Origin of the sequence: Kineothrix sp. IPX-CK, assembly GCF_039134705.1 — a bacterium.
Classification (GTDB): Bacteria; Bacillota; Clostridia; order Lachnospirales; family Lachnospiraceae; genus Kineothrix; species Kineothrix sedimenti.
Genome location: NZ_CP146256.1, coordinates 20,182 through 37,073 on the forward strand (window position 1 = coordinate 20,182; position 16,892 = coordinate 37,073).

General features: G+C 42.0%; 17 protein-coding genes, 1 tRNA gene and 1 other annotated feature. Of the genes, 15 read left to right on the plus strand and 3 right to left on the minus strand.

Features of this window, described 5'->3' with window-relative positions; translation table 11 throughout:
- Nucleotides 1-16 precede the first annotated feature (16 nt).
- The 3 genes from V6984_RS00085 (at nt 17) to V6984_RS00095 (ending at nt 3,138) form a co-directional block, all read left to right on the plus strand.
- Nucleotides 17-946 (plus strand): transketolase family protein, encoded by a 930-nt coding sequence (locus V6984_RS00085; protein ID WP_342757802.1) that lies wholly within the window; start codon nt 17-19, stop codon nt 944-946.
- Nucleotides 947-970: 24 nt separating this feature from the next.
- Complete coding sequence (gene garR / locus V6984_RS00090; RefSeq protein WP_342757803.1) at nt 971-1,855, plus strand: 2-hydroxy-3-oxopropionate reductase; 885 nt, start codon at nt 971-973, stop codon at nt 1,853-1,855.
- 92 nt (nt 1,856-1,947) lie between these two features.
- Nucleotides 1,948-3,138, plus strand: a complete 1,191-nt coding sequence (locus V6984_RS00095; RefSeq protein ID WP_342757804.1) for a glycerate kinase — start codon at nt 1,948-1,950, stop codon at nt 3,136-3,138.
- 10 nt (nt 3,139-3,148) lie between these two features.
- Here V6984_RS00095 and V6984_RS00100 read toward each other — a convergent pair whose 3' ends face one another.
- A complete protein-coding gene (locus tag V6984_RS00100) occupies nt 3,149-3,946 on the minus strand; it encodes an EFR1 family ferrodoxin (protein ID WP_342757805.1) in 798 nt (265 codons plus the stop codon).
- A gap of 146 nt (nt 3,947-4,092) precedes the next feature.
- Here V6984_RS00100 and V6984_RS00105 point away from each other — a divergent pair, with 146 nt between their 5' ends.
- Nucleotides 4,093-4,647 carry a TetR/AcrR family transcriptional regulator gene (locus V6984_RS00105; RefSeq protein ID WP_342757806.1) on the plus strand — a complete coding sequence of 185 codons (555 nt, stop codon included), beginning with the start codon at nt 4,093-4,095 and terminating at the stop codon, nt 4,645-4,647.
- Nucleotides 4,648-4,800: 153 nt separating this feature from the next.
- Here the strand turns inward: V6984_RS00105 and V6984_RS00110 are convergent.
- A tRNA-Pro gene (locus V6984_RS00110) sits at nt 4,801-4,874 on the minus strand.
- 230 nt (nt 4,875-5,104) lie between these two features.
- Here V6984_RS00110 and V6984_RS00115 point away from each other — a divergent pair.
- The 3 genes from V6984_RS00115 (at nt 5,105) to V6984_RS00125 (ending at nt 9,298) form a co-directional block, all read left to right on the plus strand.
- Complete coding sequence (locus tag V6984_RS00115) at nt 5,105-6,451, plus strand: hypothetical protein (protein WP_342757807.1); 1,347 nt, start codon at nt 5,105-5,107, stop codon at nt 6,449-6,451.
- 21 nt (nt 6,452-6,472) lie between these two features.
- Nucleotides 6,473-7,186 carry a DNA alkylation repair protein gene (locus V6984_RS00120; RefSeq protein ID WP_342760070.1) on the plus strand — a complete coding sequence of 238 codons (714 nt, stop codon included), beginning with the start codon at nt 6,473-6,475 and terminating at the stop codon, nt 7,184-7,186.
- A 75-nt stretch (nt 7,187-7,261) separates the two neighbouring features.
- Nucleotides 7,262-9,298, plus strand: coding sequence for an amylo-alpha-1,6-glucosidase (locus V6984_RS00125; protein ID WP_342757808.1), 2,037 nt, complete (start codon nt 7,262-7,264; stop codon nt 9,296-9,298).
- Here the strand turns inward: V6984_RS00125 and V6984_RS00130 are convergent.
- Complete coding sequence (locus V6984_RS00130) at nt 9,279-9,941, minus strand: VanZ family protein (protein WP_342757809.1); 663 nt, start codon at nt 9,939-9,941, stop codon at nt 9,279-9,281. The genes V6984_RS00125 and V6984_RS00130 overlap by 20 nt on opposite strands.
- A 241-nt stretch (nt 9,942-10,182) precedes the next feature.
- Nucleotides 10,183-10,238: a sequence feature (sodium ion sensor (DUF1646 type); this cis-regulatory element may regulate processes involved in with the transportation of sodium ions), on the plus strand.
- Nucleotides 10,239-10,551: 313 nt separating this feature from the next.
- On the opposite strand from V6984_RS00130, the gene V6984_RS00135 reads away from it, so the two are divergent.
- From V6984_RS00135 to atpD, 8 genes are read left to right on the plus strand one after another with little or no spacing between them, the layout of a single operon-like run.
- Nucleotides 10,552-10,971 carry an ATP synthase subunit I gene (locus V6984_RS00135; RefSeq protein WP_342757810.1) on the plus strand — a complete coding sequence of 140 codons (420 nt, stop codon included), beginning with the start codon at nt 10,552-10,554 and terminating at the stop codon, nt 10,969-10,971.
- The gene (locus tag V6984_RS00140; protein ID WP_342757811.1) at nt 10,968-11,699 is read left to right on the plus strand and encodes a FoF1 ATP synthase subunit a; all 732 of its coding nucleotides are present in this window, start codon (nt 10,968-10,970) and stop codon (nt 11,697-11,699) included. The genes V6984_RS00135 and V6984_RS00140 overlap by 4 nt, the downstream gene beginning before the upstream one ends.
- Before the next feature lie 34 nt (nt 11,700-11,733).
- Nucleotides 11,734-11,994, plus strand: a complete 261-nt coding sequence (gene atpE / locus V6984_RS00145) for an ATP synthase F0 subunit C (protein WP_342757812.1) — start codon at nt 11,734-11,736, stop codon at nt 11,992-11,994.
- 30 nt (nt 11,995-12,024) lie between these two features.
- Nucleotides 12,025-12,531, plus strand: a complete 507-nt coding sequence (gene atpF / locus V6984_RS00150; RefSeq protein WP_342757813.1) for a F0F1 ATP synthase subunit B — start codon at nt 12,025-12,027, stop codon at nt 12,529-12,531.
- The gene (gene atpH / locus V6984_RS00155; protein ID WP_342757814.1) at nt 12,528-13,079 is read left to right on the plus strand and encodes an ATP synthase F1 subunit delta; all 552 of its coding nucleotides are present in this window, start codon (nt 12,528-12,530) and stop codon (nt 13,077-13,079) included. The genes atpF and atpH overlap by 4 nt, the downstream gene beginning before the upstream one ends.
- Before the next feature lie 3 nt (nt 13,080-13,082).
- Entirely contained in the window at nt 13,083-14,591 is a 1,509-nt protein-coding gene (atpA, locus tag V6984_RS00160; RefSeq protein ID WP_342757815.1) for a F0F1 ATP synthase subunit alpha, read from the plus strand.
- Nucleotides 14,592-14,616: 25 nt separating this feature from the next.
- Nucleotides 14,617-15,471, plus strand: a complete 855-nt coding sequence (gene atpG, locus V6984_RS00165) for an ATP synthase F1 subunit gamma (RefSeq protein WP_342757816.1) — start codon at nt 14,617-14,619, stop codon at nt 15,469-15,471.
- 28 nt (nt 15,472-15,499) lie between these two features.
- Entirely contained in the window at nt 15,500-16,891 is a 1,392-nt protein-coding gene (gene atpD, locus V6984_RS00170) for a F0F1 ATP synthase subunit beta (RefSeq protein WP_342757817.1), read from the plus strand.
- Nucleotide 16,892 lies beyond the last annotated feature (1 nt).

Below are 16,892 nucleotides of genomic sequence, written 5' to 3' on the forward strand. Positions count from 1 at the left end.
GCGGGAGGCAGAAGATATGAGTTATACGAATCAAAGAATTGCATATGGAAGCACCTTGGTGGAGCTTGGAAAAAACGATGACAGAATCGTTGTATTGGATGCCGATCTGGGCGGTTCTACTATGGGAAAGCTGTTCGAGGCACAATACCCGGAGAGATATTTTGAGATGGGAATTGCCGAGGCGAATATGACCAGCGTGGCAGCAGGATTGGCACAGAGCGGAAAGGTACCTTTCACCAATTCCTTCGCAGTATTCTCGGGAGGAAGGGCGTTTGATCAGATACGCCAGACCATCGCCATAGGAGAATTGAATGTAAAGATCTGCGGTTCCTCTTCGGGCCTATCCGATTTCGGAGACGGCGCTACCCACCAGTGTGTGGAGGATATGGCTATTTTTCGTGCAGTGCCCAATATGACGGTGCTCTGCCCGGCGGATGCCAATGAAACGGTGGAAGCGGTAAAAGCGATGGTAGAGACGGATGGACCTTTTTATATACGGCTGAACAGAAACGATTACCCGAATGTTATCGAAGAAGGTGAGAAGTTTGAAATAGGAAAGCCCAGATTGCTCAAGGAAGGGTCGGATATCGTGGTATTTGCTACAGGTTATATGGTAGGGCTGGCGATGGAAGCCGCAAAAGAACTGGAGCGCGAAATATCGGTGAAGGTAGTAAATGTTTCTACCATTAAGCCAATGAATGATCAGGCTGTCATCGATCTGGTAAAAGGCTGTAAGGCGGTAGTCACTGCGGAAGAACACAATGTCAGGGGCGGAATGGGAAGCGCGGTAGCGGAAGTTCTCTGCAAGGAATGCAAACCCATCGAGTTTGTAGGAATTCAGGACACCTTCGGATGCAGCGCATATAATTACAAGGAAGTGCTTGAGTATCACGGACTGACAAAAGAGGCAATCAAAGAGGCCGTACAAAAGATGTATCATATGTAAAGAACAGGACAGGAGGATATTAAAATGCGTATAGGTTTTATTGGACTTGGGATCATGGGAAAGCCGATGGTCAATAATCTGCTGAAAGCAGGACATGAGGTTATTGTATATGATGTAATTCAGGAAAATGTAGATGCCGCAGTGGGCGCGGGAGCTGCTTCGGCAAATTCCTCGAAAAACGTTGCGGAGCAATGTAATCTGATCATCACGATGCTGCCTAATTCTCCTCATGTAAAAAGCGTGGTTTTAGGCGAAAACGGTGTTTTAGCGGGTGCGAAAGAGGGTACGGTCTTAGTGGATATGAGCTCCATTGCACCGCTGGCTTCACAGGAATTATGTAAAGCCTGTGCCGAAAAGGGTGTTAGAATGATCGATGCGCCCGTATCCGGCGGCGAGCCGAAAGCTGTCGACGGGACGTTGTCCATAATGGCAGGCGGCGAGAAAGAAGTCTTCGACCAGGTCTATGACATTCTGATGGCTATGGGCGCAAGTGCGGTCCACTGCGGCGATATCGGTGCGGGCAACACGACAAAGCTGGCAAATCAGATCATCGTAGCACTTAATATTGCGGCGGTATCCGAAGCACTCATGCTGAGTACAAGAGCGGGTGTAGATCCCATAAAGGTTTTCGATGCGATCAAGGGCGGACTTGCCGGTTCTACTGTTATGAATGCCAAGGTGCCCATGATAACGGATGGTAATTTTAATCCGGGATTTAAGATCGACCTTCACATAAAAGATTTGAACAATGCTTTGGAAACCGGACATGGAGTAGGCGCGCCGCTTCCTTTCACGGCCCAGGTGATGGAAATTCTTCAAAATCTTCATATGGACGGTCTCGGACAATGTGACCACAGTGCAATTGCGAAATATTATGAGAAGCTGACCGGAACGGAAATACGAAAATAAAGGTGAAGCAACTGTCCCGCATAACATTGCGGGACATGTTGTATAGATATATAATGATGTTGGGGTAAAAAGTATTTGTGAAGGAAGAGAGTATGAGAATTTTAATTGCGTCGGACTCATTTAAAGGAAGCTTAAGCAGCGCTCAGGTGGCGGAAAACATAAAAGCGGGAATATTAGGGGTTTATTCAGATGCGGAAATAAAGTATATTTCCGTAGCTGACGGCGGAGAGGGCACAGTAGAAGCCGTCATATCCGGCAGCGGAGGGAAAATGGTAAATACGCCTGTAATGGGGCCTGACGGTAAGATGCTCGATTCCTTTTTCGGCATATTGGAGGACGGCTCCGCCATAATCGAAATGGCGGCAGCTTCGGGGTTGCCCCTCGTTCCCGAACGGGAACGCGATATAATGAAAGCTACTACTTATGGGACCGGCCAGCTTCTAAAGGCAGCGATGGATAACGGCTGCATGAAAATTTATATCGGAGTCGGCGGTTCGGCGACCAATGACGGCGGAATCGGTATGGCACAGGCTCTCGGTGCTTCTTTTAAGGATGACAGAGGAGAAGAAGTCGGCTTTGGCGGCGGGCAGCTTAGCAGAATAGCGAAGATTGATGTAAGCCGCATGGATGAACGTCTTAGACGGACGGAGATCATTGTGATGAGCGATGTGACCAATCCCCTTTGCGGACCTTCGGGAGCATCGGCTGTTTACGGACCGCAGAAGGGTGCGAGTCCTGAACAAGTCGTGCTTCTGGATGAGGGGCTTTCCCATTTGGCAAAGGTTATAGAAGAGACACTGACTATAGACATAAGGAATATGAAAGGTGCCGGTGCCGCAGGAGGTCTTGGCGGCGGTCTCGCGGCATTTACAGGTGCAGTCATCCGTTCAGGGATCGATGCGGTACTGGATATGTCGGACTTCGCCCAAAAGGCGGAATGGGCAGACCTGATCATTACCGGCGAGGGTCGTATTGATTTTCAATCCTCATATGGAAAGGTGATTTCCGGTATTGCTGGGAGGGCGGGGAAATACGGCGTTCCCATAGCGGCAATTGCCGGTTCTCTCTCGGAAGGATCACAAGAGGTATATAAGATCGGCATCAGCTGCATGGAAGCGGCGGTATGCAGGCCGATGCCGTTGGAAGAAGCTATGGGGGAAAAGGCGGGAGAGCTGGTAGCCGATGCCGCAGAGCGGCTGATGCGCGGCATCAAGGTCGGTACCATGCAAAGAGACCGCGCGTGTCACGAGTGCCTGGGTACTCCGAATAATCGTCTGCAATAGCCTGGGGTAATCAGTGGTTTGGAGGATACAGCTTTTTGTCTGAAACGATATCTGCCGCTGTGATATGTGGATTGTGATATTTTTTCCGTTTCCGTGTATACTTTGGGAAATTGATTGCCTGTTTTGGACAGAAAGAAACACAGGCCATACACTGGCTGCATTGATGGAGAAACGTTGGCTTGCTATTTTTAAAACTGATATTATGACTGGGGCAGACCTTGGCGCAAAGACCACAGGAAATACAGTCATCCCAAACGGAAAAATATTTATCGTTTGAGGGACAATGCTCAATAAACTTCTGCATTTTCCGTGGTGCAAGCCATCGTGTTATCGCATTGGCGTGAGGAGGATTCCGCAACTTCTTTTCCGCAATCTCCCTTGCAATAGAAGCAAGCTGTTCTTCTGTTTTGGGAACGCGCTTTTCAGGGTTTGGAAACGGTGGGTATATAGCTACATAATTGGCAACACTGTACACTTTTTCGCCATAGGAAAGTGTACAGTGCTTTTCTTGCAGCAATTTGGCCAGTTTATCCTGACAACCTCCGTTGATCATCCCAGGTGTGGAGACTGCAAAAATGTATGCCTTCGGGTTCAGCTTTACCTGCTCTACAAAATAGATCGCATATTCCGGCATCGTCCAGTGATGCACCGGGAAAATAAAACCAATTCTTTCAGCATCCTCTGACGGAACATCCTTTGGATCGCATCGCATGGAGATGATTTCTGTATCACCTAGTTGCTTGGCAATGACTTGTGCGGCACGAAGGCTGTTTCCTGTCCCTGTAAAATAGTAGATGATATTTTTCATATTGTTACCTCACAATTTTAAAAAAATTTAAGTGTCACACTTGTAACAGTTCGATGTTTTTATTATAATGAGTCTATGACAATAATTCAAGATTTCAGAGGCAAGTGCCACATCCGGTCATTTTTGCGACATTTGAAGGAGAGAACATGAAAGATACACAAAATCCAATTGCTTTACGTTCCAGAGAATGGTTGACAAATGCTCTTTTGGAGTTGATGAAAGATAAACCGTTTCACGAAATCAGTATTTCAGAGATTGCGGAAAAAGCAGATTTGTCCCGTAGAACTTTTTATCGTTTTTTTTCTTCCAAAGAAGAAGTGATTTGTTTCCATCTGGAGACAATTTGGCGTACAGGAGCGCTGCAGTTTTCCGCTGATAAAGATCACAGTTATTTTCATACGATTCGTTGGTATCTGGAGCTTTGGTATGAACATAAGGACCTGGCTCTTTTGCTTTATCGCAACGATCTGATATCGCTGTTGCTGCAAGAGTACAACCATCTTTTTCATGAAGTGTATCTGATGCGGAAAGGCAATTATCCTTTGGCTAAGCAGCCGGAGGCAATGAAATATGCTCTTTCTTATAGTGTAGGTGGACTTACAAACATTCTTTGGCAGTGGGCAGGCGACGGAATGCAGAAATCGCCTGAAGAAATTGCCAATCTGCTGTTGACTGCCATCCGGTTACCTGATCAGGAGTAACTTTTAAATTACCAATTCCAGTTTACCGATGTGTTTTATAAATAATCGATCGTTATCTCCGCTGAAAGGTTCAAAAATTCTTCCCACTTTCTTTGATTGCAGAAAAAGAAAATGCCCTTATAGGATGAAATCCTATAAGAGCATTAATAATAGTCGAAGCGACAGGATTCGAACCTGCGACCTCTGCGTCCCGAACGCAGCGCTCTACCAAGCTGAGCCACGCTTCGATAAGTTTTTTTTATTGCAACACATAAGATAATACAATATTATATACTCGTTTGTCAATGATTGTACCATACATTTTTAAATATTTTTGGAGTAAAATTAGATTCTAATTCCCGTCGTTTACAAGACAAACGATGCCGTTTAACGTTGAAAGCCGATAAGGACTATGTTAGACTATATTACAAGTGAGTAAAAAGCATTCACCAGGAAAAAAGAAATGGAAGGCATTGGTATGGAAAGTAAATTTATATCGTTGGACTCAGCATTTAATATGATTTTGAATATTAATTTAGGGAAGGACCTTCGGAAGAAGGAACTGAAGAAAATAGAAGATTATGCCAAAGGCCTCGTTTATCTGTCTGATAATAAGAAGAAACAGCTCATAGCGGTGATAGAAGCCTTTGACTATGAACTGGGAAGAGAGGCGGTCAACGAAGAATGTATCGGCGGCTACCATAAGCTATTGAAAGAAATATTGAGCATTAACCATAGTCTCAAAGGCCCCAAATGTGTTGTTTACGGAGATAACTGGCTGACCGGAGAAGTAAAGGATAAGATGCGCAGGAATAACTTTTGTGTTTTTGATTGGCGCTCGTTGAACCCGGCTTATATCGATGAATATGATTTGTACATATTATGCGACGAACCTTTAAAGATTTATGACCTCCCGGCTATAGAAGATAAGGAAAAGATTCTGAAGATATGGGATTACCTTAAATATAAGTACGTAGTATTTCCTTCATTTTACGAAGTCTATATGAAGTATAAGAGAAAATGCGACCCTAAGGTGAAATGTATCGTAACTGGAGGGACCAACGTAAAGAGTGCCGTTCGGAGCAGATTACTGCATATGAAAGCGATTTCTCTGGCGAATACCGGTCAGGATATTTTCTATGATTTCAGAATGTTCTGCCACGCTCATGAAGCCATGCCCGGCATAAAATATGCGATTATAGGATTAGCTCCGTATTCCTTGCGATACGATGCCTCCAAGTCCAAGGTGGAATGGAGACGCTGTCTCGCCTATTATCCCATTGTGAAGACAATGCACAACTGCGAGGATGCCGAGATTTTTGCAGATCTATACGAATCCGAAGATAAAAAGATAAGGCATTATTTTGATGAAGCGGATATGGACAAGTGGTATGAGGTTTTTGAGAAAAGTATAAAAAACGAGACGGAAGACGTTATGGATGTCTTTGATGAAAGTACGTGCTCCAAGGAGACTCTGGGACTGAATCAGAGAGAGATCAGTGAGCTCTACAACAGGCCTTTTACGGATATTTTATTGGAGAACAAGGTACTGTTAGAGGGTTATGCCCGATTTTGCAAGGGAAAGGGAATCCAAGCGATTTTCTTCCTTCCTCCTTATACTAAATGGTACAAGGAGCATATGCAGAGGTCTTACTATGAAGAGCTATCGGCCTTTGTGAGGGAACTTTGTAAAAAGTACGGGGCAGAGTTTGTCGATATGATGGATGTTGCCCTTCCCGACTGCTGCTTCAGCGATTATGCCAATGTGAACAACGTGGGGACCGTGAAGGCGGCAAGCTATATCAACGAAATCATAGACTGCTGACGGAGAATACTTAATGTGGAGATGAATGTAAGAGTAGAAGAAATAAGAAAAGAAATATATGATCTGGCAGATGAAAAATACCGGGAGTTTCAAATCCGTCTTCTGCCCGGAACAGGAAATTTTGTCGGGGTACGGCTTCCCAGGCTTCGGGAAATGGCAAAGAAGATAGCGAAGTATGAGGGCGAAGAATATTTAAGGATTGCCCTTTGCAGGAACCCGGAAGAGGAACTGTTCGAGGAAATCATGCTGCAGGGAATGATTATCGGATATATGAAAACAGATATATCCGATATTTTTTCTTATACGGAAAGGTTCATTCCCAAGATAGATAACTGGTCAGTCTGCGACAGCTTTTGCGGAGGACTTAAACATACCGTGCGGTATCCTTTGCAGATGTGGGAATGGCTGCAAAGGTATTTGCATTCGGACGAGGAATTCGCCATACGTTTCGGTGTGGTCATGCTTTTGAACTATTATATATGTGACAGCTACATCAATGATTTGTTTCCTATATTCGATGAGATTCATCATGAAGGATATTACGTGAAGATGGCGGTAGCATGGGCCATATCGCTCTGCTATGGGAAATACCCGAAGGAGACGACGGAATATCTGAATAATAGCCGCCTGGATGATTTCACTTATCACAAAGCGCTGCAGAAGATAACGGAGCTTCGAAGTGCCGGGAAAGCGGAAAAAGATATGATGAAAAAAATGAGACGAATGAATCTGTGAAAAGAATCGGTCCATAAAAAGAAATGATCAAAGATGAACAATGAAAGATAAAACGGGGAGGATGCGGTTGCTGCTATGATAACGAGAAAATACGGACAAGGAAGCTTTAAAAGTTTTAAAGCGGGCATAGAGAGGGAATGGGCCATTACTAATGGAATCGGCGGGTATGCGGGAAGTACCCTCATAGGCGCTAATACGCGTAAACATCATGGCCTTTTGATAGCCAGTCTTCATGCGCCGGTAGAGCGGCATCTGATTTTATCCCGTATAAATGAAACTGTCCGCATAGAGGATAAGGATTATTCTCTGGCTGCGGTACAGAGAAAGGGAAACGTCTTGGAGGAGGGGCAAAAATATTTGCAGCGTTTTGTATTCGATGCCGTTCCCTCCTACACATACCGGGTTCAGGACGTGTTTCTCACGAAGGCAATAAGCATGGAGTACGGGAAAAACAAAACGGCTATCTTATATGAAATAGAAAATGGCAGCAGGCATTCGGAAATCTGTTTAACGCCCTTATTCAATTTCAGAGATCACAGTAGCTTTTCGCTTCCTGAGCAGCTTTGTTTTGAGGCCAGCCATGACAGACATATGATTACTCTGGTTCCGGAAGGCCCGCACATCGATGGTCATGCAGGCTATAAAATTAAGTTCAGCGTATCGGAAGGAAATATTTCAGAGAGAAACGAAACGTATGATACCGATATGGAGCTGCAAACGGAGATCGATACGGGAATGAGCGCTATTGACAATAATTTTACTCCCTACGATATATGGATACCGCTTAAGCCCTATGAGAAAAAGAAGGTGTCTGTTATCTGCTGTTTGCAGAAAAAGGATGAGGAAGAGGAAATAAAGTCAGCAGATTCCATTATTGAAGCTAGTAAGAAGCGTATGGAGGCTTTAATAGAAAAGGCCGGTTATAAGGATGAGCTTGCGGATGCGCTTGTTCAAGCGGCGGATGCTTTTATCGTAGACAGAGTATCTACCGGCAGCAAGACTGTTCTGGCAGGTCTGCCTTGGTTTACCGATTGGGGCAGGGATACGATGATAGCGCTTCAGGGGCTGACACTTGCGACGAAGAGATATGAAGATGCCAGAGGAATTCTGCGTACTTTCGCAAAGTATGTAAAGGACGGGCTGGTGCCGAATATGTTTCCCGACGAAGGGATGCCGCCTTTTTACAATACGGTGGACGCATCCCTGCTGTATTTTTATTCAGTATATATGTACTTGAAATATACGGGCGGGGAGGAGGATTTTCTCTTTGTGAAAGAGGAAATCTATCCGAAACTGAAGGAAATTATAACTTATTATAAGAAGGGAACGCTGTTTCATATTTATATGGATAAGGACAGCCTGATTCATGCAGGAGGTGATCTGGACCAAGTGACATGGATGGATGTCCGCGTGGATGACTGGGTGGTCACGCCCAGACACGGCAAGCCTGTAGAAATCAACGCGCTCTGGTATAATGCGCTAAAGGTAATGGAGTTCTTGGCGAAGCGTTACCTGGAGGATGCGGGAGGATACCATGAGCTTGCGAAAGCTGTAAAGGAATCTTTCAATCAAAAATTCTGGAACGCGGAAAAGCAATGTTTATATGATGTAGTTGAGGAAGAGAGAAACAGGACGGTCGGAAACAACGGACAAATCAGACCTAATCAAATATGGGCGGTATTCCTTCCATTTACAATGCTTTCTCCTGAGAAGGAGAAAAAGGTGGTGGAAACCGTCTGGTCCCATCTTTATGCGGGCTGCGGACTTCGTTCGTTATCTCCTGAGGATGAGGAATATAAGGGCATTTACTTCGGGAAGCTGCACGACAGAGACGCAGCATATCATCAGGGGACTGCGTGGGCGTTTCCGCTTGGCGGTTTTATTAGCGCGTATGTGAAAGTAAACGGATACAGCGAAGAAAGCAAGCTGTTTGCGAGAAAGCTGTTAGAACCGGCAGAAGACCATATGTGGGATGGGTGCATCGGTTCCATCGCAGAGATTTTTGATGGGAACCCGCCCCATATTTCCAGAGGCTGCTATGCACAAGCATGGAGCGTAGGCGAGATACTGAGAGCGTATACGGAGGATATTCTTACAAAGGTATACCGATAACAGTATCCCAAAGAAGGTCCCAAATCGCGTTAGATATAAAAGGTGTCAACAGGAAGGTGATGATCCAGGGAGTAAAAAGGTAAATATAGACCTCCCATCTGGAAAGGTTCCTAAGGGACATATCTTCGGAATCCAGACACATCCGGCCCATGAAACGCATATCCTTCACCTGAAGGAAGATAAAATAGCCTGCCAAGGTTCCAAGGGTATTCATGATAACGTCGGTAATATCTGTAGTCGCCGTGGTAGCGAGGCAATATATCTGCGATATTTCTATTAACAGTGAAAATAAAATACCGGAGATGATTGTTTCTTTCGCAGGCTGAAACTGCTTCCACAAGGTGGGGAGCAGCAGACCGAAGGGTAAAAATATCAAAAAGCACTGGATGTAATGCTCCAAATTGTCTCCGAAGCCGTAAAACGGTATGAAATTAAACGTCGGATAGAAATCTATCTGATATAAGGAAGGTGTATCCGAAGCCATTAAAATGGTACAGATAGCCAGGGAATAAATGTATAGCCCGAACTGATGGCGTTTCGGGAGCTTATACTTCCAAAAAAATATTTGCAGTATAATAAGAAAGGGAATAACCCCTATATAAGCAGAAAAAGTATTAACAACTAAAACTGTAAAATCCGACATAAATCTCCTCCTGACCGTAGCGTCAAAGAATAGTATAATACATAAATGTGAATTTTTCATTAAAAATTTTACTGTTTCTTAAATATTACGATGTTTGCTAACATTATACGCTTTTTTTCGCAAAACACAATTTGTATATTTAAAATTAAGCAGGGACAAATCAAAGAGGTACCTGGAAAAAGATATCTTGCCAAAGGCAGGAATTTATGCTATTGTTTTATAAATAAATAAGGTCTTTTACGGTTGAACGGATGCTACATTCGATTTCAAGAATTTAAGCTTTTAGGGTGGGAAGCTCGTTATTTGCGAGCTTCCCACTTTTTATATAAAAATTAATCAAATTTATAAAGGTTGTTTTAATGGTTCGGCTGTCAAAAAATATCTAGAATATTCTTTATCAGTGCAGTAGTGTATTAACATACTGCTGATTCCGTTACTTCATGACGTAATTGGTATTGTTTTTTCTCAGATTAACAGGACAAGTATATCTAAAAGCTTTAGTTATATGTCGAAAGGATGTAAAGAGTTCGAAGTGACAAAATTTTGCTGGAAGACTGTAAGGAAACGATTAATAAGCTAATTGTTGTGTACTATAAAAGGAAATTACCACATGAAAGTTGACAAGGTTGTGAAAAAGGAAACAATAAATATGGGGTTAGGTATATTAGTATGTAGTGCCATTACTCAAATTGTTTTCTTGATTTTTAAAGCGTATAGTTTGGCAGTACTTTTAGGTTCAATATATGGAGGTGCCATAGCCCTTCTTAACTTCTTCTTAATGGGAATAACGGTTCAAAGCGTGACAAAGCTGGAAGATGAAAATATGGCAAAAAAGAAAATGCAATTTTCGTATTCCATGCGTCAATTAGGGCTTGTATTATTACTTGGTGCGGGTATGTACATTGCGGTGAATTTTCAAATTTTTCACTGGTTGCCGATTTTGCTTGCTGTAGTTTATCCAAGGTTAATAATACTATTCTTTGGATTTTTTAGAAAAGAACAGCATTTAAAGGAAGGTGATATTTCATGAATGTAGAAATAACTGGAGCAAAAATACTGCTCAGGCTGCCTTTAGGAATAGTAATTACGGAAACACAAGTAAACATGTGGCTGGTGATGATCGTAATTGCCTTGTTGTGCAGATGGCTCACAAGTAATCTGCAAATTAAGCCGGCAGGGAAAAAACAAGTAGTAGCAGAATATCTGGTCAATATCGCAAATAAATTCGTGCAAGATAATATGGGTGAGAGATTTAAGGCTTTTGCCCCTTTTATAGCAGCATTATTTTCGCTTGCGGCGTTTTGCAGTTTAAGCAGTCTTCTGGGGCTCTATCCGCCGACCTCCGATCTTAATACGACTGTCGGCTGGGCCCTGATTGTTTTCTTCCTGATTATGTATTATAAAATCAAGACAAATGGTGTGAAAGGATATTTAAAAGGACTCACAGAGCCTTTTGCGATTTTGACCCCTTTTAATATTATAGGAGAGTTTTCAACACCAATATCCATGGCATTCCGTTTGTTTGGCAATGCTTCAGCCGGGGTTGTAATATCAACGCTGTTGTATGCAGCGCTCGCATGGCTTAGTGGCATAGTATTCCAATGGCTGCCCGGGGCGTTAGCTGGTATTCCATTATTGCAACTGGGACTTCCTGCTATATTATCAATTTACTTTGATTTATTTAGCAGTGTTTTACAGGCTTTTATATTCTGCATATTAACGATTATCTATGTATCGACTGCAGCAAGTAAAGAATAATAAAATAATATTATATCAATGGAGGTAATCATTCATGGAAAGAGCTTTAGTATTAATGGGATGCGCTATTGGCGCCGGAATATCAATGATAGCAGGTGTTGGTCCTGGTATCGGTGAGGGCTACGCGGTAGGAAAGGCTTGCGAAGCCATCGGACGTCAGCCGGAATGCAAGGGTGATGTTACAACTACTATGTTAATGGGTTGCGCTGTTGCAGAGACAACAGGTCTGTATGGATTGATTGTAAGCATGTTACTTATTTTCGTTGCACCAGGTATGTTTATTGGCAAGCTGTAATAACTTGTTTTGAGAAAAGAGGAATAGAGAATGCCTGAAACATTAGAATTTTTATCTATAAATACTTGGCAGACCATCATGGCTATGGGAAATTTATTGATTCTTTTTCTGATTGTCAAAAAATTCTTGTTCAAACCTGTAAATGACATCTTAAAGAAAAGAGCTGATGAAGTAGATAATATTTACTCCGAAGCAGAAAATTTGCGTACAGAGGCAAAAGAGAACAAGGATTTGTATGAAGAGAAGATGAAGAAGGCAAAAGCTGAAACTGACTTAATGATTAAATCTGCAACAGAACGAGCCAATTATCGCGGTGAAGAAATTATAAAAGAAGCAACTGTCGAAGCAGAGAATCGTAAACGAAAAGCAGAATCTGATATCGCTCTCACGAAGAAAAAAGCCGTAAGCGAAATGAAAGACAATGTTATCGAAATGGTTATTGATTTGGCGCAACAAGTGGTAGAAAAAGAAATAAATGCGGATATTCATGAAAATCTGATCGATTCTGCAATTGAAGAATTGGGTGAACGCGTATGAATAAATCGAAGGAATACGGATACGCATTATATGACCTGGCAGCGGAAGAAGGACTTGAAGAAGAAATAGAAAAAGAATTCGCAGAAATTGCATTGATATTTGAAAGTAACCATGATTTTATGAAACTTTTGTCCAATCCAAGGATTTCTACTTCTGAGCGCATCCAGGTAATAGAGGATGTATTTGTTAATAGAATACAACCGTATCTTCTTTACTTATTAAAAATATTTACGGGAAGTAGAGATGTTTCGCTAATTCCACTTGTATTTAAGGAGTATGAAAATAAATATTATCAAGAAAAAAATATTTTACCTGTTACGGTAATTAGTGCAGTGGAATTAAATGAAAACCAAAAGCAGCATATTATAAGTAAATTGGAAAAATTAATGAATCAAGCTATCGTTTTACAAAATAAAGTTGACGAAACTTGTATTGGTGGTATTCTTTTGGAATATCGTGGACATATGATTGATGCAAGCGTAAGAAATAGATTTAAGAAATTGCAGTATGAAATAAAGAATACAGACTATTTACAAGCGGAGGTCTGATTAATGAATATCGAAGAAATTAGCAGTCTGATAAAGGCCCAAATAAAAAATTATGAAAATAAAACGGAACAGTATGAAACGGGAACTATAATAACCGTAGGTGATGGTATCGCGAAGGCGTATGGCTTGGATAATTGCGTATCTAATGAGCTGATTGAATTTTCAAATGGGCTTTATGGGATGGCGCTCAATCTTGAAGAAAATTTTGTTTCAATCGTTCTTTTGGGAAACGACTCAGGAATAAAAGAGGGATCCATAGTAAAACGCACGGGAACGGTCGTATCTGTGCCTGTTGGTGAAGCTTTAATAGGCCGTGTTGTTAATGCTCTTGGACAGCCTCTTGATGCCAAAGGGCCGATACAGGCGACTGAGACGAGGCCAATTGAAGCCCAGGCGCCAGGAATTATTGATAGAAAATCAGTTAATGTGCCACTTCAAACTGGAATTAAAGCCATTGATAGTATGATACCTATAGGCAGAGGTCAGCGTGAGTTGATTATTGGTGACAGGCAAACAGGTAAAACTGTTATAGCAATTGATACCATTATTAATCAAAAGGGCAAGAATGTCATTTGTATTTATGTTGCAATCGGCCAAAAGAATTCTACAGTTTCGCAAATACAAGAAACATTAACACGCGCAGGAGCAATGGAATATACGATTATAGTCAGTTCAACAGCCAGTGATTTTGCTCCCTTACAATATATCGCGCCATATTCAGGGTGCACTATGGGCGAGTATTTTATGTCAAAAGGAATGGATGTATTAATTATATATGATGATTTGTCAAAGCATGCGGTGGCTTATAGAACATTGTCATTATTGATTAGGCGTCCGCCGGGAAGAGAGGCTTATCCTGGTGATGTTTTCTATTTGCACAGCAGACTTCTAGAACGTGCGGCATGTCTTACGCCTGACTGCGGCGGCGGTTCACTTACTGCTTTACCTATCATTGAAACACAGGAAGGCGATGTCTCTGCCTACATTCCGACTAATGTTATATCAATTACGGATGGACAGATTTTTCTTGAAAGTGAGCTTTTCAATGCGGGAATTATGCCGGCTGTAAATCCGGGAATATCTGTAAGCCGTGTAGGTGGTTCCGCTCAGATTAAAGCAATGAAGCAGGTATCGGGAACGCTTAAGCTTTTATATTCTCAATATAGAGAACTTCAGAGTTTTGCGCAGTTTGGATCTGACCTTGATAAAGATACGAAAGCACGTCTTGCGCAAGGTGAAAGAATTGTTGAAGTATTGAAGCAAGATAGGAACTCGCCGATACTGGTTGAATTACAGGTAGCCATTATCTATGCAGTAGTTAACAATTATTTAAATGATGTAAAAATCAGCGATATAAAAGAATATGAAAAGGAACTATTTTTTGAACTGACTTCTTATTATGATGATTTGCTTACTGCGATTCGAGGCGGAGAAGGTCTGGATGGTGCAAATAAAGTAAGACTTGAAGAGGCATTAGAAAAGTTCACAGAGAAGTTTATAAAAGCCCACTAATCTAGAATGAAGGGAGGCTGGCGCAATGGCTGAGTCTTCAAAGAAAGATTTAAATCTAAGGATTAAAAGTATAAAAAGTACAAAGCAGATAACAAAAGCTATGGAATTAGTCGCCACCTCAAAATTGACAAAGGCGAAAGAACGCATAGAGAAAAGTCGTATTTTTCATTCCGCGGCCTATTCTGCGATGTGTGATATTATCGTTAGGAATTTGGATACTAATTCTGAGTATTTAACTACACGGACGGTTAAGAAAAGCTGCTTTGTTGTTATTGCCGGAGACAGGGGGCTTGCCGGCGGATATAATAGTAATGTATTTCGTTTTGCTCAAGAGCAGATTGGAAATAAAACAGTAAATATCCTTCCCATAGGAAAACGTACTACAGAATACTACAATTTCCTGGGCCATGATATAGTGACGGAAGAATTCTCACGTATAGAAAATATTAATGTTGGAAGTTGCCATGAAATCGGCAATTTACTTACGGAATGCTATTTAAGACAAGAATTTGATGAACTTTATGTTGTATATACGAACTTTTATTCTACTCTGAGCCAAGAACCGGCAATCATGAAACTGCTTCCTCTTGATAATGACATCTGTAGAGATGAGATACCCTCAAAAAAGGAATTTATTCTGTTTGAACCGAGCAGTAACGCAGTTTTTAATGCAATTGTTCCCAGTTATGTTGCTGGTATGTTGTGGGGAGCTGTGTGTGAAAGTATGGCAAGTGAATTCGGGGCACGCCGTACAGCAATGGAATCGGCTACAAAGAATGCTGAGGATATGCTTGAAGATTTAAGCCGTAAATATAACAGAGCCCGTCAAAGCTCAATTACTCAGGAATTGACAGAAATTGTTGCAGGAAGTGGATTGTAATTGCGGTTAATGGAAAGGAATGTAAAATATGGATAAGAACATAGGTATCGTTACACAGGTTATCGGTCCTGTATTAGATATAAAATTTGATGACGGCTACCTTCCCGATCTTTTGAATGCCATTGAAATTAAATACAATGAGAAAAAGATTGTTTTAGAAGTGGCACAGCATATAGGGGATAATGTGGTAAGATGTATCGCTATGAGCAGTACGGATGGATTGCCGAGAGGAATTGAAGCAATTGATACAGGGGAGCCTATCAGTGTGCCCGTAGGCAAAGAAACATTAGGCAGGATATTTAATTTGCTTGGAGAGGCGGTAGATAACGAATCAAATCCGGAAAGTGAAGAACGTTGGCCTATTCACAGACCGGCGCCTGCTTATGAGGAACAAGAATCAACTACAGAGATTTTTGAAACAGGAATTAAAGTGGTTGACCTTATATGTCCATACGCTAAGGGTGGAAAAATAGGACTATTCGGCGGAGCAGGTGTTGGTAAGACCGTTTTAATTATGGAACTTATTAACAACATTGCGAAGGAACACGGCGGACTTTCTGTATTTGCAGGAGTAGGTGAGAGAACACGTGAAGGCAATGATTTATACAATGAAATGAAGGAATCCGGTGTTTTGAATAAGACAGCACTAGTCTATGGCCAGATGAATGAGCCGCCGGGTGCACGTATGCGTGTTGCGTTATCAGGACTTACCATGGCGGAATATTTTCGTGATCACGAAGGTCAGGATGTACTGCTGTTTATTGACAATATTTTCCGGTTCACACAAGCAGGCAGCGAGGTATCTGCGCTGCTGGGACGTATGCCGTCTGCAGTAGGATACCAGCCTACACTTGCAACGGAAATGGGGGCATTGCAGGAGAGGATTACCTCCACGAAACGTGGATCGATTACATCTGTACAGGCGGTATATGTTCCGGCAGATGATCTTACGGATCCGGCCCCGGCTACAACTTTTGCTCATCTCGATGCAACAACAGTATTAAGCAGAAACATTTCTTCATTGGGGATATATCCGGCAGTTGATCCTCTTGATTCCACAAGCCGTATTCTTAGTCCCGATGTTGTTGGAAAAGAACACTATGAAACAGCACGTAAAGTTCAAAGTATTCTGCAAAGATATAAGGAATTACAGGATATCATAGCAATCATGGGTATGGATGAGCTGAGTGAAGCAGATAAGCTAATCGTTTCCAGAGCGAGAAAGATACAGCGTTTCTTAAGTCAGCCTTTTTCTGTTGCTGAACAGTTTACAGGTATGCAAGGAAAATATGTACCGCTAAAAGAAACGATTCGTGGTTTTAAAGAAATTATTGAAGGTAAACATGATAACCTACCCGAATCAGCTTTCTTATTTGTAGGTTCGATCGAAGAAGCGATTGAAAAAGCAAGAAAGGAATAAG

Excerpts from the sequence above, each read along its gene's own strand:
- V6984_RS00085 (WP_342757802.1), top strand. The coding sequence starts at position 17 with ATGAGTTATACGAATCAAAGAATTGCATATGGAAGCACCTTGGTGGAG.
- garR (WP_342757803.1), top strand. The coding sequence starts at position 971 with ATGCGTATAGGTTTTATTGGACTTGGGATCATGGGAAAGCCGATGGTC.
- V6984_RS00095 (WP_342757804.1), top strand. The coding sequence starts at position 1,948 with ATGAGAATTTTAATTGCGTCGGACTCATTTAAAGGAAGCTTAAGCAGC.
- V6984_RS00100 (WP_342757805.1), bottom strand. The coding sequence starts at position 3,946 with ATGAAAAATATCATCTACTATTTTACAGGGACAGGAAACAGCCTTCGT.
- V6984_RS00105 (WP_342757806.1), top strand. The coding sequence starts at position 4,093 with ATGAAAGATACACAAAATCCAATTGCTTTACGTTCCAGAGAATGGTTG.
- V6984_RS00115 (WP_342757807.1), top strand. The coding sequence starts at position 5,105 with ATGGAAAGTAAATTTATATCGTTGGACTCAGCATTTAATATGATTTTG.
- V6984_RS00120 (WP_342760070.1), top strand. The coding sequence starts at position 6,473 with ATGAATGTAAGAGTAGAAGAAATAAGAAAAGAAATATATGATCTGGCA.
- V6984_RS00125 (WP_342757808.1), top strand. The coding sequence starts at position 7,262 with ATGATAACGAGAAAATACGGACAAGGAAGCTTTAAAAGTTTTAAAGCG.
- V6984_RS00130 (WP_342757809.1), bottom strand. The coding sequence starts at position 9,941 with ATGTCGGATTTTACAGTTTTAGTTGTTAATACTTTTTCTGCTTATATA.
- V6984_RS00135 (WP_342757810.1), top strand. The coding sequence starts at position 10,552 with ATGAAAGTTGACAAGGTTGTGAAAAAGGAAACAATAAATATGGGGTTA.
- V6984_RS00140 (WP_342757811.1), top strand. The coding sequence starts at position 10,968 with ATGAATGTAGAAATAACTGGAGCAAAAATACTGCTCAGGCTGCCTTTA.
- atpE (WP_342757812.1), top strand. The coding sequence starts at position 11,734 with ATGGAAAGAGCTTTAGTATTAATGGGATGCGCTATTGGCGCCGGAATA.
- atpF (WP_342757813.1), top strand. The coding sequence starts at position 12,025 with ATGCCTGAAACATTAGAATTTTTATCTATAAATACTTGGCAGACCATC.
- atpH (WP_342757814.1), top strand. The coding sequence starts at position 12,528 with ATGAATAAATCGAAGGAATACGGATACGCATTATATGACCTGGCAGCG.
- atpA (WP_342757815.1), top strand. The coding sequence starts at position 13,083 with ATGAATATCGAAGAAATTAGCAGTCTGATAAAGGCCCAAATAAAAAAT.
- atpG (WP_342757816.1), top strand. The coding sequence starts at position 14,617 with ATGGCTGAGTCTTCAAAGAAAGATTTAAATCTAAGGATTAAAAGTATA.
- atpD (WP_342757817.1), top strand. The coding sequence starts at position 15,500 with ATGGATAAGAACATAGGTATCGTTACACAGGTTATCGGTCCTGTATTA.